Genomic DNA, 17,811 nt, shown 5'->3' on the forward strand with positions numbered 1-17,811 from the left:
GAGAGGACGGAGGGAATTGGCTCGAGGAAGTCTCAGCAACCTGCCTGCTTACAACACCTATATGCTGAGCGCGAGCGATTAAAAAGACAAAAAGCAACCGGGGTTGCGAGTGCTATGAAAAGACATCAATCTCCAAAATTTAGAAGGAGATCGATTACTATGAACTTGGTGAAAATATCTCGAGAGTGTAAATTCAAGAAGAGTTGGCCGAAATTGAATTGTTGAAGGTAGAGATTGATCGTTTAACAGCAGTGGTTATTGAGAGAAGGCGTGTATTAGCAGCTATTGTATCTGATGGGCACACTGCGATTTAATGAACAGCAAAACATCTAAAATCCTTCGATAAATATCGGGGGACTTTTGGTGTTTTTAGTATAAAAATGAAATGAGGAGTGAGTAATGATTAGAACTAATAAATCAAAAGAAGAAAAGTTAGAAGAACTTAATGCAAGGTTAAAAGAGGCGCATCTAGAAGAGCCACTAGGAATAAATGCGACGATTGCAGATTTGTCCTATCGAATCTTGGTGCTAAAAAGATCTCTAAGAATAGCTATTCCAGATGAAGAAAATCAACTAATTGGATCAATGATCGAACATGCATATATGATGAAAACTGAACAAAGGGATCGTAATGTGGCTAAACATACATTTGAAAAAATTCTTCGGATAGAACCTCGAAATCCAGAAGCAAATTATCGCTATGCTTTTCTATATTATGAAGATGGAAATTGGATTCGGGCTATCAACCATTTCAAACAAGCTGTTCAATACGATGATCCTGATTTTCCATTAGCAAAGGATCAAATCATAAAGGCCAATCTCTTTGTTGGTTATTGTTCAATCATGCTGGCGAAAGAATCTATCGCTATAGCTGACCGCTTATCAGGGGAAGTGGTTAAGACTCCTCCTGGTGAAATCAGTATTGATGAACTAACTAGGAGACTTAAAGGTGAGTTAGATAGTAATAAATTTCTTCTAATTACGAATAACGACAAGAAATTAATTTCAGAGGAAGAATATAAGGAAATTGAATCTATCATTGACAGAAACTCATTATTACTGGATTTTACCACGGATAAGCCTTTCGTTCAAAGTGGGGAATATAGCAATGAGATTTCTATTCAACTTGCAAGGTTATTGAAAATGTTGTTGCTGAGATCAGTGAATGATCAATCATTGTCTTTGGCAGAAATTAACGGTTACCAAGAGGAAAGCATTTCAGATGTTATGCATGTTACATGGGATAATTATAGACAAAAGATTAGTCTTATCAATCAGAAACTGAAAAGAGTTGGTCTACCTGATAACGTAATCGAAAATATTCCGAAGAGAAAGAGTTATAAGGTTTCAGATATTAATTACTACATTGTTCAATATGATGCGAAATAATCGTACCCAATCCTCCTATTTATATAGGGGGATTTTTTCATTTCATTGAAATCACGCTGTGACAGGGCTCTCACAGCTACTCACATATACTTAAGCTACCAAATGAAATGGAGATGATGGATATGATGGATATGAAAAGTAATTGGACAATGTTGTTTAACGGGTTTGGATTTGAAGTTTCACGATTGGATGGGAAATTTGATTTACAAATACTAACTGAACATAATAGAAATTTCTTGGAAATGCTTCTGGGGGAATTAAATATTAGTTTCATTATCGTTGGAGATATTCTTGAAATTCATTCGGAGGAAATAACGGAAAGTAGTTGGGTACAACATTTGGAAAGATTTGTTGACGGAAGAACCGAAACAAGTTTTTCTCCCAATGAGATTCCGGTGAATAAGCTGGATGTCTATATTTCAGGGCTCGTTATGCAATTGAATCGATTAGGCTGCATTATGGTTTATTCATGTGATGGTCATGAATGTAGAAGACCCTATATATATTTTGAAACAGCAGATTTAGCTCGAATGGGAAAAAGTATTCTTGAGCATGCGGGATTGACGGTTAAACGACAAGGAAAAAAGTTAACGTTTTTAACGGATAGAAAGAAGCTTCCTACAGCCGCTGTAGAATTGTCGGAAATAACCGTGGAACAGGCAAGAAAGATTTTTCTTGTAAAGGATGAACTTATCAATAAAGCGAAGTTTGAAGACACTCTTGAAACAGTATTAAACATCCCAGGCGTAAGTAGAAACGAAGGTTTAATTCGTGCTCATGTTATGAAGGGATTAGAACCTTTTGTCGATAACATGATGGTAGACCATTACGGGAATATTCTTGCGGAAAAAAGATTTGGTCCCGGTCCAATCGTACTTTTGAATGCACATCTTGACACGTATGAGGATATTGTTGAGTATCGTGAAATCATCAAAAACGAGGAAATATGGTCAAGTAGTGAAGGTATTCTTGGAGCGGATGACCGAGCGGGTGTATGTGTAGTCCTAGTTGCGGCTCAATCAATCGGGAATAGTGATTTTAAAGGTACAGTTAAATATATTTTTACGGTTGAGGAAGAGAGTGGACTATGTGGTGCAAGAGAAGTTGCAGAGTCATTTTTGTGGGATGTAGACATGGCTTTCGTTATCGATCGACGGGGGACTAGTGACATCGTGACGTCATGCGGGGGATACGAACCATTTTGTACTTCGGAATTTGGAGTTGCTCTTGAACGTGTAGCACGTGGAGCGGGTTACAACGATTGGCGTACAGTGGCTGGCGGGTCAAGTGATACGGCTATATGGGCAAGAAATGGTATTGAAAGTGTAAATTTATCTGCTGGGTATCAATTTGAGCATACTTCTGATGAGGAGTTGGATGTGGCGGCTTGTTATGGGACTTATAAGTTTTTGATGGAGATATTGAGTGAGAGTCGAAGAGTATGGAGGCGGATTGAGAGGATGGGAAGGGTTAGTTAGGAAGTAATGACCAACCTTTGCGTATATACGCAAAGGTTGGGTTGTTTTTCCTAGTAAACTAATTTTAACGGAAAACAGGAATAGTCTAATCGGACTGAATATTCATGAAGAATATGGTAAAATAGATTTATGAAATTAACTTTGATTAAACTGATTATAGTTTATTTGTATTATCAGTGCATGAGGAGCTGGATTTGCAAAAGAGAAATGGTCGGAAAGTGAAATCTTGAACTTATGATACAAGGGAAATCTTAGAAAGATATTTTGTAGGGAGTTACAGAGAAAAATTTATTTCAATTAAGAATTCTAGTATGGTACTAGGCGCCCCGTTGTTTGGTTATTTGCTAGAATGCAAGCTAACTCTAAAATAACAGTTTGGTAAGTAAGGGAAGTGATGCAAATGAGTAAAAATTTAGATGATCTACTATCTCATATCAATGATAATTTTCGTTTCGGTAGTAAAATAAGGCAGCATATTGTTGACCAGTGGTTTAAAGAACGCACACTTGAAATCGAAGAAAAGTTTACAGTTTATGATGAACTAGACTCTTTACAAATAGAAATCATTGATCACCCAAAAACTGTATTAAAGACACTGTTATTAAAATTGTTTAAATGTATTGAGCAAGAAAATGAAATTAACAGAAGTATTCTTATAAAATGGTTCAATCAAAACAATATAGATGAAAATATACAAGAGAATATTCTAAGCGATCTCACGAAGAGAGACTATATCATTATTGACGATACACCACAAGAGAAAAATAAAGTTGATTTTGATATACTTGACGACTTTTTAGAAAACGATTTAGATTCATTATTGGATGACGATATGTTCAAAGATCATGTAGATTCACTAGACGATGTAATTGATAAGTCATTGAATATTGAATATTTAATCCAAATACATTCAGGTGATGAATTAAATCGAAATAAGTCACTTAGCAATCTAGTCGAAGCAAACAGAAAATTAGTATGGAAGATTGTAAAGCGTTATTCGGGCTTAGCAACAGTTGGATTCGATGAGAATGATATGTATCAAGTTGGCGTAATTGGATTACTAAAGGCAACAGATAAATTCGATGTTTCTCTGGGCTATCAGTTTTCAACTTATGCAACCTGGTGGATAAGGCAAGCGATTGCTAGAGGGATAGCGGATTATTCAACATTGATACGTATTCCAGTTCATTATCGAGAAAAAATGAATAAATTCATGAGAATTGAGAATGAATTGTGGAATGATTTGGCTAGACCTGCTACAACACTTGAGATTTCCAAAGAAATGGGGGAATCAATAGATGTTATTGAAGAATTACAATTTTATATTTCGCAAAGTAACTTGGATAGTCTGGATCGTCTGGTTGGAGGAGGTGAAGACACATCATTAGGTGAATTTATGTTTGATGATCAAATAAATACGCCTGAAGAGGAATATTATAAATCTGAATTGAGGAATGTATTTGGTGAGATCTTTCAATCAAATTTAACTGAGAGAGAAATGCAAGTTTTATATTATCGTTTTGGGTTTGAAAATAATGAAACACAGACGTTGGAGAATATTGGACAAATATTTAATGTGACAAGAGAAAGAATTCGACAAATAGAAGCAAAAGCAATTAGGAAGCTTCGAAAAGAAAAAACAACTAAAGTGTTAAAGGAGTATTTGTATGAGTATTGAAAAAAGAATTGAAGAAATCGTTGAACAAAGTGGATCATCTATTGTTGTTTTAAAAGGTTTTGATACAAGCGAATTGAAAAGAGAGAAAAAGTACTTTTCGTTTGAAATAGACTATTTTGATACAGTAGATTTGTCAACATTGCAAGAACAAGTCATAGAAGACATTATACAACATCGAACTTTTAAAGATACTTATTTATGGATGACGGTTGAAGAATACCAATTATTTAAAGATCAAGAGGCTATTAATAAAATGCCTTTATTGGTAATCGAAAATAATCTATTTAATAAACAGTATCCATACAGAGGTACACTGTCAAATATTGAAAGCATTTATCATTATCTGTATTACCTAGAAGATAATGAGTTAGAAAATGATCAGTTAAAAATATTAGAAAACGTCTCTAAATTTTATGGACAAATAGATTTTTCGAAGCAAAGCGGAAATTTTTATGTGACGTACCCAGAATTTGATGAAAAACCACTGACTTTTAAATATTATGATGAGAAGGAATATGACTTTTCATTTAGTGAAGATTATCCTACCGAAAAAATTTTACAAATAGAATTAGCGGATGATGAACTTCCTTTTTTAGATCTTATTATGGATGTTAGACTAAAGAAAGAAACAAATAATGTTTTATTCATATTATCAGGATCTTATGAACTGTTACCTAATAATTATTTAGCACGTATTAATATACTTGCTCATATATCGGATGTAAAAATTTATTTTACTACATTGTCAATCAGAAGAAAGGTAATCGCGAATGAAGATGCTTATGTGAAAATATTGAATGACATTTATGGATATGGTGGTTATAAGGAAATTGAGTTTTATAAGAACATAGAAAATCAATCTAAAGAAACGGTAAATATATCACAAGCTCAAATTATTGACGACATTGTTAACCAAGCAGAGAAAGCAATACATGGTGAAGATTTCCGAGATATTTACATAACTGCCTCCACTGGTGCAGGAAAATCAGTGATGTTCCAAATTCCAGCACTATATTTAGCAGATAAATATTCAGAAGATAAGCCTTTAACTTTAGTTATTTCACCTTTAATAGGTTTAATGAACGACCAAGTTGAAAGTATGCGAAGAAAAGGTATTAAAAACTCAGCAACAATTAACGGTAATACACCACCTTATGAAAAAGAACGTATTCTTGATGAAGTGCAAAACCAGAAAGTGGATATTTTATATTTATCACCCGAAACACTTCAAGCTCGATCAGATATAAAAATGCTTATCGGTAACAGAAATATTGGGGTAGTCATCATTGATGAAGCTCATATTGTAACTACTTGGGGTAAATCATTTCGCTCTGATTACTGGTATTTGGGTATTTATCTAGCTAAATTAAGAAAAGAATACAAATTCCCTATCGTTACATTCACTGCAACGGCTATATACGGTGGGGGAGAAGATATGTATTTAGATACTAGAAACAGTCTAAATATGATAAGTCCTATTTCATACTTCGGAAAAGTTCGACGAGATGAAATTATAATGGTTGTTAGAAGTAGCGAAAAAGATTTAGAAAATGAAGGAAGGGACTATCGAAAAACGAAGCATGCATTAGCGTTGAAACATTTAATAAGCGCTCATAAGAAAAAACAAAAGTCATTAGTATATTTTCCAACAGTAAGATTGTTGGCAGACTTTAACAACTTTTTAACGCAAAATGAACCAGATATCGCTGAAGATACGGGTAAATACCACGGTAGCCTTTCAAAAGAGGAAAAAGATGAGGTATTATATCAATACAAAAGTGGAGAATTACAAGTTGTTTTAGCAACGAAAGCTTTTGGAATGGGGATTGATATTCCTGATATTACAAATGTTTATCATTATGCTCCTACTGGTAATGTTGTTGATTATATTCAAGAAATTGGGAGAGCAGCCCGTGATGAGAATAAGGTTGCCAATGGATTTGGTTTAATTGATTTTTTAAATCGAGATATGAACGAAGTTAAACAGCTATATGGAATGTCAGCGATTAGAAAGAGTCAAATTATCGAGGTTATGAAAAAAGTATTATCGGTATATAAAGATAAGAGTTATAACCGTAATTTAATAATTAGTCCAGAAGATTTTAAATATATCTTTGTTCAAAACAAACGAGATGAAGATTCATTAGACAATAAAGTGAAAACAGTTTTATTAATGATTGAGAAAGATTTTTCATCACCAAATAAGCTAGGATATTCACCGTTTGTCGCAAGACCAAGAAGTCTATTTGGGAATGATTTAATATTCGTGACCCCTGAATTAGAAAGAACATTTATTAAATCGAACTTGGGTCGATATTTTAGTAAGAAATACGAAATTAAGAGTGAAAGTTATTCCGCTGTTTATCAGGTGAACTTGAGTGGAATATGGGAGAATCATTATAGAAGTATGTCTTTTCCTAGTTTCAAATTTGCATTGTATTCAGCGGAAGAAAGAGAGAAATTGAAGCATAAATCTATTTTTGAAAAGTTTGTATATGCATCGGGTGTGGAAGTAGGATTAAATAACAATGAAACAGTCGAGTCAATTGTTTCCAAATATAATTTAATTCTACAAGCATTTGAAACATTCGTTAATGGTTATAAAATATCTGGTAAACAATTTTCGGTTGATGATCTTGGTTACCATTTTATGAAAGCATTAAAAATCTCTGATAAGTTCGAAGCAATGACGTTTGCACAAACTGTCATTAACGCAGCATTTGAATATTCTAAGATAAAAGAGGTGAAATTCATATACGAGCGTTCAAGCAGTGGAGATTCTAAACCGAAGTATATCATTAACAATGATGGGGATTTATTTACTACATTCATTAAGAGAGGTGTGTTAGCCACACTGAAGCCGAATGATAATTTTATTAATAACGATGCAGATATACTTTCATTTTCCTTAAGGGCAAATAGTGCTGAATTAGATGCAAAATTAGCAGCACTTGGAATTGGAGAGAGTCAAAAGTTATTAAATTATCAAGTTGTAGGTGGGAATAACCCACAAATATACTTAAGAATGAACTCAGTTTATCCATTAGAAAAAGCAATTAAACAAGGTGATTTTTATCAAAATAGCATATTAAAAGATGTTCAGGATAAACATTATACAAGCGTTGAAATGTTGAAATATCTTTTTACAAAAGAAGCAGAAGGAAATTCATCAAAAGAAAAGATTCTAAATTACTCAAAATGGTTTTGGGATAATATAGAAGATTATTTTATGGGAATTATGCCAAGCGAAGTAAAGAACGCTTTAAATAAACCGAAAAAATAATGTGCATCATTTTTGAAAGCCAAATATAAAATTGCGACAATTCTCGATTGAAAAGGTACCTGACCCAAAAACACAAGTTGATATGTATAGAAAGAGTGAATTGAAATAGTTTCTAATTAATTTCAGAATCTGTGCGTGAAACTATTCAGTTTGTTAACTACAATTGTATAAACCGGGAGAGGGGATATCGACTATATAACATTTTGTCGATAACCCCTTGAGTTATTATCCCAACTCCTGAATTGTTATAATTCAACATTGCACAGTGTACCTTACTAAGTATTTCCGTATAGTTTTGAGATTGAATCCCATTTCTCTTGCGATAGCACTAATCGTCCAACCTTTCTGTTTCAATTCTCTTATCATAAAAAATCCTCCAACAGTAACGTCATTCCAACACTTTCAATCTATTCCTGTCTGAAATAATTATCCGTGAAAAGTGGGGAATTTTAAACGGTTATTGTTGAGGATTTTAACACTGGTATTCAGAATTGGGGGTAATTTAAATTATATTCAATGAACCTTTAATGGTATTATATATTTAGGTAACATTTCTCATAACACTACGAGTGAAATTATATACATCTTTTTAAATCAAAAACTATATTGAATACTGCAAGTTTTGATTTAAAGTAGAGTAGTGCAAGAAATATTGGGTAATATAAAAAAATGGAGGTGGAATTATGAATAAGAGAGAGGTTTTAGAAAAAAGATTACAACAAATTACAGACACGATGGACTCTATTGAAGAAATAATTAACGAGATAGATTTTGCTATTCCGAAAGCGGCGAAGGATTTAGTGATTAATGCTTTGAAGTCAGATGAGATTACTAATATCATGGAAGCAATCAAAGAAAGGAGACCTCCTAAATTAGTTATAATAGGACGTACAGGCGTAGGGAAAAGTAGCCTTATTAATGCCATGTTCGGTACATATTTAGCGGAAACTAGTGCTATAGAAGTTGGTACTAAAGACTCTCAAGTATTTCAATATAAAAGTAATGATGAAGTATTATTTGAAGTTATTGATACAAGGGGAATTAAAGAAAACCAACAGTCATTAACAAGTACTGCGGAAGATGATTTAAAAAATGTAATTGAAGAATTTGAACCGGATGCTTTTTTATTTTTAACAAATGGTGCTGATAGAACTACTTTAAAAGAAGATGCTATATATCTTAAAGAAATCTATAGTGATCAAGGAATAACTGTCCCTTTAGTTACAGTTATTACACGAATAGATGATATTGAGCCATCAAGAATTAAGGATCCCGCAAGTTATACTCAAAGGAAAAAAGATAACATTGCAATAAAAGAGCAACAGGTTTATAAAGTGTTAGAAGAGGTAGGATTAACAGATTCATTTATTATACCAGTTTCTTCATATATTGAATGGAATCATGAAAAACCGGAAATTTTATCTCCAACAGAGCGCTCGGAATTAGTGATTGAATTTGATGGAAGATACAATATTGATAAGTTGGTCGATTTTTTAGAAGAAAACATTGACTTTCGCGCCGCTGTATATTTAATGTTGAACAACAAAATTGATTTAGCTATTGAGAAAATTGCTAATAAGTTTGTCAAGGTGTTTTCAACAGCGAGTGCGGGTGTTGCAATTACTCCGATACCAGCAAGTGATATTGTAGTTCTAATACCGATACAAATAGTCCAAGTTACCCTAATAGCTTATCTAAGTGGAAGAAAGATCAATAGCAAGGCGGCAAGAGAATTTATTCTTTCGTTAGGAGGGGTCGCTTTATTTGGATTTGGATTGAGATTTGTAGCTCAGCAAGGTGTAAAATTATTAAATGTATTTATACCAGGATCAGGATCTGCCATCAGTAGTACAATCGCTTATTCAGGGACTTATGCAGTGGGTAAGGCGGCAATAGCTTACTATATAGAGGGGAAAACCAAAGCAGAGGTAAAAAAAGAAATGGAAGAAATGGAAAAAGAAGAACAGTTCCAATAATAAAATCTACTTAGTGCTAGGTACCTGTTGTTTTCCCTTTTATTTCGGACGCAGTTAATTTACTATATTGGAAACATCAAGTGCGCAAAGCCTTTGGTGTCTAATTTCAGGTAACTGTGCGAGAAACTACTCAGTTTATAACTGTAATTGCATAAAACTAGAACGGGGGATATCAACTATAAAAAACTTAGTCGATATTCCTTTGGATTTTACCTAAAGTTGTGAATTGTCTAAATTCAATCTTGCGCAGGTACTTTTAACTATTCATCACCATTCAAGAATCATAAACATTCAACGCATTCACACCATGTGCCAAAGCTGAGCCTGATTTTAATGCAGTGGCAACCAAAATCGACTCCGCCAGCTCTTCTTTAGTGACACCAGCCTTTTTTGCAGCCTTCGAATGAATGTCGATACAATAAGGGCATCCCGTTGTATGCGGGACTGCATCGACAATTAGTTCCTTCTCCTTCACACTTAACACGCCTTCTTTCAATGATTGCCCGTCAAAATCGAACAAACGCTTTAAATGCATTAAAGGGCTGTCCCAAAAAGTCATTTTCATGACTTTTAAGGACAGCCCTTACTATTTTAGAAATCGTTTATTTTATACAAGTAATCCTTTGATTATTCAGAAGCAAGAATCTCTTTTCCCTTGTCATAATAGCTTTTCATTTCATCTGTAGGCACCATGCTGCCGCCTGTTCCCCAAACGAGATGTGAAACATTTTCGATTTTGTTTTGTAAGTTGTTATTCTCTATATACTTTTGGCCAGCTTCGTCTCTGAAGAATTGCATTGGACCATGCATGCCAGCTAACGCAGAAGGTTCTAATTGAATATTCTCCGAGTCGGATAACATGCTTAACAGTTTATACATTTCCTCGTCGTTAACGGTATATGATCCACTCATTAGGTTTTCTAAAGTTTTCCCTACGAAACCTGAAGCTCGACCGACTGCTAGTCCATCAGCATCCGTAATATTATCAATGCCGAAGTCTTGTACCGATACTAAATCATGCAGCTCAGTCATTAATCCGATCACCATGCACGGAGAATGTGTTGGTTCGGCAAAGAAGCAATGTACATGATCTTTGAAAACTAGCTTTAATCCAAATGCTACACCGCCAGGTCCGCCGCCAACGCCGCATGGAAGATAGACAAATAATGGATGATCCTCATCTACAACGACATTCATTTCTTCTAATTGCTTTTTTAATCTAGAAGCTGCAACAGCATATCCTAAAAATAGATCGGTCGAATTTTCATCATCGATAAAGTGCATGTTCGGGTCGGCTTCTGCTTGTTTTCTGCCTTCCTCTACGGCGATACTATAATCCGATTCATACTCGATGACTGAAGCACCCCTGCTTCTAAGCAGATCTTTCTTCCATTGCTTTGCATCAGCCGACATATGAACAGAAACCTTGAATCCTAATTGTGCACTCATGATTCCGATGCTGAGTCCTAGGTTTCCGGTTGATCCTACTGCAATCGAATACTTAGAGAAGAACTCTTTGAATCTATCACTGTCAATGATTGAATAATCATCGTCTGTTGTCAGCATATTATTCGCAATCGCTAGACCTTCCGCATGTTTTAAAACCTCATAAATGCCGCCTCTTGCTTTAATTGACCCGGAAATTGCGAGATGACTGTCACATTTAAGCAATAATTGCCCTGCGATTTCTTGATTATATGCCTTTTCCATATCCTTTTGCATCGTAGGAATCGGAACGATAGGTGATTCAATAATGCCATCTGTTTTTTCTGTTTCTGGGAATACCTTCGCAATATATGGTGCAAATCTATTTAATCTATCTTCGGCATCTTTTACATCATCCTCCGATAAAGAAATATTCTCTATCGCATCTGCAAATTTTCCATATTTAGGATTTGTCCAAAATACTTCCTCAGTTGAAATAATCTTGCTCATTAATGGATACTGTTCTTCCCATTCTTTAATCGTTTTTCCTTGAATTGTTTTATTTTCCATGATGATTTGTCTTCCTTCCATAATTTATTTCATTAATAGATTTATTAGACGAATTGTGCTAATAACAATACGCCTCCGAGTGCAACAACCGATGCAATCACTGTTGCGGCAGTGAAACTCTTAAACGCATCTGTTAAGGATAGTCCTAAGTATTCTTTTACAAGCCAGAAAGCAGAATCATTAACATGACACCAACCGATAGCCCCAGCACCAATTGCGAGAACTGCAATTTCTGGACTCAACGTAGGATAAACGGCCATCAGGGGACCTATTATACCAGCAGCACTAATCATGGCTACCGTAACGGACCCGATTGCCAGGTGTAATATTGTTCCGATTAACCAAGCCAGAATGATCGGGTTCATATTTAACGATTGCATAATCGTAGATAACTCTGTACCCAAGCCACTATCAACCAAAAACGCATTATAAGCACCGCCGCCAGCGATGATCAACAAAATCGATGCAATGGATTTAAATCCGTCCTCGGTATGGGCTAATACTTCCTTCATCTTTAAGCCGCGAGAAAGACCCAATGTGTAATATGCTACAAATACGGAAATAAGTAAAGCAATAATCGGATTACCTAAAAATTTAACAACTTCGTATGCAGTTGAACCTTCCGAGAGAAATAAATCGCCAACTGTTTTTCCTACCATAATGAACAAAGGCAATAGAATCGTAAATAAAGTAATTCCAAACTTAGGAAGCTTCTCATTCGGTGTTGGTTCTTTTACTTCTAATTCTTGAATTGCTTCAGTTCTAGATCCGCGACTAATGAACTTAGCAAAGATTGGCCCAGCAATGATTGCAGTAGGCGCCCCGATAAGAAGTGAATATAAAATCACTTTCCCTACATCGGCTCCCAATATTTCCGTAATCGCAAATGCTGCAGGATGCGGAGGTACCATTGCGTGTACAACCATCAAAGATATGGCCAAAGGAATCCCGATTCTTAATAGCGACATCTGAGCTTGTCTGGCCACGATGAAAACGATCGGGAAGAGCAAGACGAAACCTACTTCAAAAAACACTGGAATCCCAGCAATTATACCGATAAGTGACATAACCCAAGGCGCACGCTTTTCTCCCAAAGCATTTAGCATTGTTCGCGCCAAGCGCTCAGCACCACCAGATATCTCTAACATCTTACCTAAAATCGTTCCAAAACCGATGACAACAGCTAGCGATCCTAGCGTTCCGCCTACTCCAGTTTCAATAGAATCTACAATATCCATTAAAGGCATACCCGTAGCTAATCCAATAAAAATACCCGCCAGAACTAGAGAAATAAACGGATGTATTTTAAATTTGAGGATAAGAAAAATAAGTAATAAGATCGATAAAACCAAAACCAACATCATCATTGCGCCTGTTTGCATTTTTTTCAATTCCTTTCGGGATAAAAAGTCTAAAACTCAGATAATTAAGTGCAGCTTGATTTATTTAACACAACTTAATGATAGCGCTTTCTTATGGCGAAATCAATAATGAAATTAATCCCAGTTTAATTAATTAAGTAGTACTTAACCCGATGAACAAAAAATAACCGTCCTATATCTCTTGTATGTGCATAAAAAGCACGTCATCACAAGAGCTATAGAACGGTTAAAGGAAACTGTATACTGTTTTTTAAAATGTGGGAGGTGTCACAGCAAAAATAATCGTTACTTCTTGATCTGTGGTATTTTCCCATTTATGTTGTACGCCAGGTGGTATTTTCACACTGTCCCCAGTGTATAAAGTCTCAATATCATCACCCAGATGTAACATGATACTGCCTTCTAGTACATATGCGACTTCTTCACCAATGTGAACAACCGGTTTTTCAGCTGAATTGGACAGCGGTGGTATTTTCATAAGGACCATTTCAATTGAGCCGCTTAAATCTGGGGATAGCAACATATACTCCATATTTTGTGGTGGTGGAAATACAATTTTTTTTCTGGAATTTGCCCGTGTTATTAAATCCTTACTTTTCTCAGATTCGGTAAAGAAACTAAGTAATGGTACCTCCAATGCATCTGCAATCATTCTAAGCGTATTTAGTGATGGACTGGTAAGCCCTCTTTCAATTTGACTTAACATTGATGAAGAGATTTTCGTTCTTTCTGCCAGTTGTTTAAGATTATAATTCTGTTTTACACGATAGCTAGCAATTGCTTTTCCTAATTCTTTATTCTCCACAACTCATCATACCTTTCATAAACTACCTCAAAATCTCTTTATAATCACTTTCCTTACATTTAGCATATCACGAACCCTACATTAATAAAATTAAAGTTTTTTGGAGTAGATCCACACGCATCTATGCGATGGATCGAACAAGGAGAAAAAGTTAAGGATGTGAAAAAAGGTAGGATTGAATGTTACTGTCATAAATATAGTCGTGAATTGTCATAATCACTCTGATATCCGAACGTTTAATTGTCAAATAATAATAACATTCGTATTTGCCGTTGACCATTTCAGGGATTTCATGTTATAAATATAAAGTCAAAAAAACAAAATAGTAGCTTGTTGAATGTATATGCTTAGGAATAAGGCTTAAGCGTCTCTACCTGGTAACCGTAAACTACCGGACTACATGAAAGAATGAGTGGGAACTCATCTATTCGTTTTAATAACTTCCACTATTTCTAAATGTAAATCCGTAGCCTGGGTAGTAATATATCCCGGTTTTTTTGCATTTCACCAGAATGGAAAGAGGGAAAGTTAAGTTTAAGTTTTGTCTTGTTATACATCCTTGGAATGATAATGGGATACGAATATCTATGCATGGGATGGGGAGACTATCTTGAGCTGTCTTGGAAAGGGAACACTTCTAGATTATTGGCGGTCTTACAGGGTTTTAAGTGAACTAACAATACTTATATAAATATTTTTCAATGAAAAGGATGCGAATTTGGTATGGAGAAAAAACATATTTATTTTAATCATGACGGTGGCGTCGATGATCTTGTTTCGTTATTTTTATTACTTAAAATGGATAATGTCGAATTGACCGGTGTATCGGTGATTCCGGCAGATTGCTATTTAGAGCCAGCGGTATTTGCAAGTCGAAAAATTATTGATCGGTTTGGAAACGGCGGGCTTGACGTAGCTGAGTCAAATTCACGGGGAAAAAACCCTTTTCCAAAAGATTGGCGAATGCACGCATTTTTAGTAGATGCATTACCGATTTTAAACGAATCAGGAGAAATGATCACGCCAGTAGCAGACAAGCCAGCACATCTTCATATGATTGATGCGATTCGCAATACCGAAGAAAAAACGACATTATTGTTCACAGGACCCTTGACAGACCTTGCCCGCGCATTGGACGTAGCGCCGGATATCGAAGAGAAAATTGAAAGACTTGTTTGGATGGGCGGTACTTTTCGAGAGGCTGGAAATGTTCACGAACCTGAACATGATGGTACGGCTGAATGGAATGTATTCTGGGATCCGGAAGCTGCTGATCGCGTATGGAAAACGAATATCGAAATCGATCTAGTCGCGCTCGAAAGCACAAACCAAGTGCCGTTAACATTGGATGTACGTGAACGTTGGGCAAAAGAGCGTAAGTATATTGGGGTTGACTTCCTCGGTCAATGTTATGCGATGGTACCGCCACTCGTGCATTTTTCAACGAATTCAACTTACTATTTATGGGACGTATTAACGACTGCATTTATCGGAAAGAGTGATCTTGTGAAGGTAGAAACAGTCAATAGTATGGTCATCACAGATGGACCGAGCCAAGGACGTACAGTCGAAACGTCTGATGGTCGACCGGTGAATGTAGTTTATGACGTGAATCGTGATGCTTTCTTCGATTACATGACTGAATTAGCCAAGCAAGTAACCGGGGAAAATTCTAGGTAAAAGAGGGTAAGTTAGATCTATCGTAGATTTTGATACAGCCAGCCATGATACGATTGCCATAACTATTTTCAAAACGAATAGTGATATCGATTTTGAACGTACAAAAGGAGTGTTCGTGTTTGTGAATCGATTGGACATGATGCTTTTTGATGTATGGCGTTCATACAAAAAACTATTAAAGATAAAGTGTTTCCACAATTTATACGACTTACAATGACGGGAGAGGAACTATGCAATACATCTGGGGCATTATAGGAATAATCGGCATTTTAGCAATTGCATTAGCATTATCGACAGCACGTAAATCTATCAATCCGAGAACTGTTATTGGCGCTTTAGCCATCCAACTCATTTTTGGTTTTATCGTGTTGAAATGGGAATTCGGAAGAACGGTTTTGCAATTCCTTTCAGGGATTGTTCAAAAAGTAATTGACTCATCCAATGCTGGAATTCAATTCTTGTTTGGAGGGGTCCTGAACATAGAGGGTGCAGGTTTTACCTTTGCATTCCAAGTGCTACCTATTATCATTTTCTTTGCCTCATTAATATCAATTCTTTATTATCTAGGGATTATGCAGTTTGCAACTAAGATTATTGGTGGATTTTTGGCGAAACTCCTTAAGACAAGTGAGACCGAATCTATGTCAGCTGCTGCAAATATTTTTCTTGGTCCAACTGAAGCACCGCTAGTCGTCAAACCTCATATTGAAAAAATGACCAAGTCAGAGTTGTTTGCCGTTATGGTAGGGGGAATGGCCTGCGTGTCAGGGGCCGTTTTAGGCGGATATGCGATGCTCGGTGTTCCGCTAGATTATTTATTGGCTGCGGCATTTATGGGTGCACCGGCGGGATTATTATTCGCGAAAATCATCGTACCTCAAACAGAACAACCCGAAACAAAAGAGACTATTCAAATGGTTAAAGATGAGGAATCGAGAAATGTTATTGATGCGGCATCCCGCGGCGCTATGGATGGATTAAAAATAGCTGTCGGTGTCGGCGCATTGTTACTTGCTTTTATTTCCCTAATATTTTTCTTAAATACGATAATCGGGGCAATTGGCGGTATCTTTGGTGCTGAATCTTTAACGCTGGAACAGATTTTAGGTTATCTATTCTTTCCAATTGCCCTTCTCATTGGAGTTCCGTGGGAAGAAGCATTACAGGCGGCCTCTTTTATTGGACAGAAGTTTGTGCTGAACGAATTTGTTGCCTATACATCCTTTGCTCCTGAAATCGCTAATCTATCACCGAAAAGTGTAGCAATGATTAGTTTTGCACTTTGTGGATTTGCAAACCTTGCTGCAATGGCAATGTTAATTGGAGGATTAGGAGGGATGGCGCCCTCAAGAAGACAAGATATTGCAGAACTCGGATTCCGAGCGATTATCGCTGCCACCTTGGCTAATTTGTTAAGTGCCACGATTGCTGGTATGTTGATTTAATAGATTTTAAGTAACTGCATAAAATATTGTTTATTTACTACAATTGCATAATACGAGAAGGGGATACCGACTATATAGTGTTTTGTCGATATCCCCTTTTTATAATCCTTAGGTAGACAAAAGCCCCTTGATTCAAAAAAAGGGGCTTTTGACTGTGTGTGCCCGGCATGGGTAATCGCTAGGTGGTATAAGTCCGCTACAGGCTTGGCAGTAGGAACTGTTAGCAGAAGGCAAGGGTGTCCACCGCGAGGAGGAATTTAAAGGAAGCCGTATGCAAATTCTCAAACTGACGAACAGAAACTATATATTAAGTCTGAATGGGGACGGATAAGTCTGCGCAACAAATTACTTTTACCCGGGGAGGTCTCACGAGTAGAAATACCTATGGAGAGATAAGTTGGAAACGAAGGTCCATCGACCATAACTTTTGTACATGGTTGTGAAACAATTGTGGGTGTGAGGCACAACAACTGTTCAAACGAAACACGGACAAATTGAATTTAAGAATTCGCTGGCGTAGGGCCAGACCGATTCCAGTAATTGCAAAGTGTTGGGCGTTATAGTCAATGGCAGGTAACTCTGCTGTGTTCAAATTCTAATCATTAATAAAAGATTGTAGTATATAGTGGCTTTCGGTTTCGCAAAAGGTTGCTCTTTTCTCCGCAATGAATTGCTCAAAACTAAGTATAAGTGGCTCGAT

Annotated in this window: 12 protein-coding genes and 1 riboswitch; of the genes, 7 read left to right on the forward strand and 5 right to left on the reverse strand. The window is 36.1% G+C overall.

Going from position 1 to position 17,811, the window contains the following annotated elements; genetic code table 11:
• The first annotated feature begins 399 nt into the window (after positions 1-399).
• From G8782_RS13785 to G8782_RS13800, 4 genes are all read left to right on the forward strand, one after another.
• Positions 400-1,389, forward strand: a complete 990-nt coding sequence (locus G8782_RS13785; RefSeq protein WP_172372205.1) for a tetratricopeptide repeat protein — start codon at positions 400-402, stop codon at positions 1,387-1,389.
• Between the two features lie 122 nt (positions 1,390-1,511).
• Entirely contained in the window at positions 1,512-2,867 is a 1,356-nt protein-coding gene (locus G8782_RS13790) for a M20/M25/M40 family metallo-hydrolase (RefSeq protein ID WP_172372207.1), read from the forward strand.
• Positions 2,868-3,267: 400 nt separating this feature from the next.
• Positions 3,268-4,545 (forward strand): sigma-70 family RNA polymerase sigma factor, encoded by a 1,278-nt coding sequence (locus G8782_RS13795; RefSeq protein WP_172372209.1) that lies wholly within the window; start codon positions 3,268-3,270, stop codon positions 4,543-4,545.
• Complete coding sequence (locus G8782_RS13800; protein WP_172372211.1) at positions 4,535-7,828, forward strand: helicase-related protein; 3,294 nt, start codon at positions 4,535-4,537, stop codon at positions 7,826-7,828. Before G8782_RS13795 ends, G8782_RS13800 begins: the two co-directional genes overlap by 11 nt.
• 252 nt (positions 7,829-8,080) lie before the next feature.
• Here G8782_RS13800 and G8782_RS13805 read toward each other — a convergent pair whose 3' ends face one another.
• On the reverse strand, positions 8,081-8,194 hold the full coding sequence (locus G8782_RS13805) for a terminase gpP N-terminus-related DNA-binding protein (RefSeq protein ID WP_425505494.1): 114 nt from the start codon (positions 8,192-8,194) through the stop codon (positions 8,081-8,083).
• A gap of 317 nt (positions 8,195-8,511) precedes the next feature.
• Between G8782_RS13805 and G8782_RS13810 the strand changes: the two genes are divergently transcribed.
• Complete coding sequence (locus G8782_RS13810) at positions 8,512-9,804, forward strand: GTPase (protein ID WP_172372219.1); 1,293 nt, start codon at positions 8,512-8,514, stop codon at positions 9,802-9,804.
• 274 nt (positions 9,805-10,078) lie between these two features.
• Here the strand turns inward: G8782_RS13810 and G8782_RS13815 are convergent, their stop codons facing one another.
• The 4 genes from G8782_RS13815 to G8782_RS18700 form a co-directional block, all read right to left on the reverse strand.
• On the reverse strand, positions 10,079-10,339 hold the full coding sequence (locus G8782_RS13815) for a carboxymuconolactone decarboxylase family protein (protein ID WP_343035067.1): 261 nt from the start codon (positions 10,337-10,339) through the stop codon (positions 10,079-10,081).
• A 92-nt stretch (positions 10,340-10,431) separates the two neighbouring features.
• Positions 10,432-11,799 (reverse strand): D-serine ammonia-lyase, encoded by a 1,368-nt coding sequence (gene dsdA / locus G8782_RS13820; RefSeq protein WP_172372223.1) that lies wholly within the window; start codon positions 11,797-11,799, stop codon positions 10,432-10,434.
• 44 nt (positions 11,800-11,843) lie between these two features.
• On the reverse strand, positions 11,844-13,181 hold the full coding sequence (locus G8782_RS13825) for a GntT/GntP/DsdX family permease (protein ID WP_172372225.1): 1,338 nt from the start codon (positions 13,179-13,181) through the stop codon (positions 11,844-11,846).
• Between the two features lie 250 nt (positions 13,182-13,431).
• Complete coding sequence (locus G8782_RS18700; protein WP_172372227.1) at positions 13,432-13,986, reverse strand: helix-turn-helix domain-containing protein; 555 nt, start codon at positions 13,984-13,986, stop codon at positions 13,432-13,434.
• Between the two features lie 317 nt (positions 13,987-14,303).
• Positions 14,304-14,405: riboswitch (purine riboswitch) on the forward strand.
• Between the two features lie 304 nt (positions 14,406-14,709).
• Here G8782_RS18700 and G8782_RS13835 point away from each other — a divergent pair.
• Both G8782_RS13835 and G8782_RS13840 read left to right on the forward strand, forming a co-directional pair.
• Entirely contained in the window at positions 14,710-15,666 is a 957-nt protein-coding gene (locus G8782_RS13835; RefSeq protein WP_172372229.1) for a nucleoside hydrolase, read from the forward strand.
• 230 nt (positions 15,667-15,896) lie between these two features.
• Positions 15,897-17,111, forward strand: a complete 1,215-nt coding sequence (locus tag G8782_RS13840) for a NupC/NupG family nucleoside CNT transporter (protein ID WP_172372230.1) — start codon at positions 15,897-15,899, stop codon at positions 17,109-17,111.
• Positions 17,112-17,811 lie beyond the last annotated feature (700 nt).

Origin of the sequence: Sporosarcina jiandibaonis (assembly GCF_013184495.1) — a bacterium.
Lineage (GTDB): Bacteria > Bacillota > Bacilli > Bacillales_A > Planococcaceae > Sporosarcina > Sporosarcina jiandibaonis.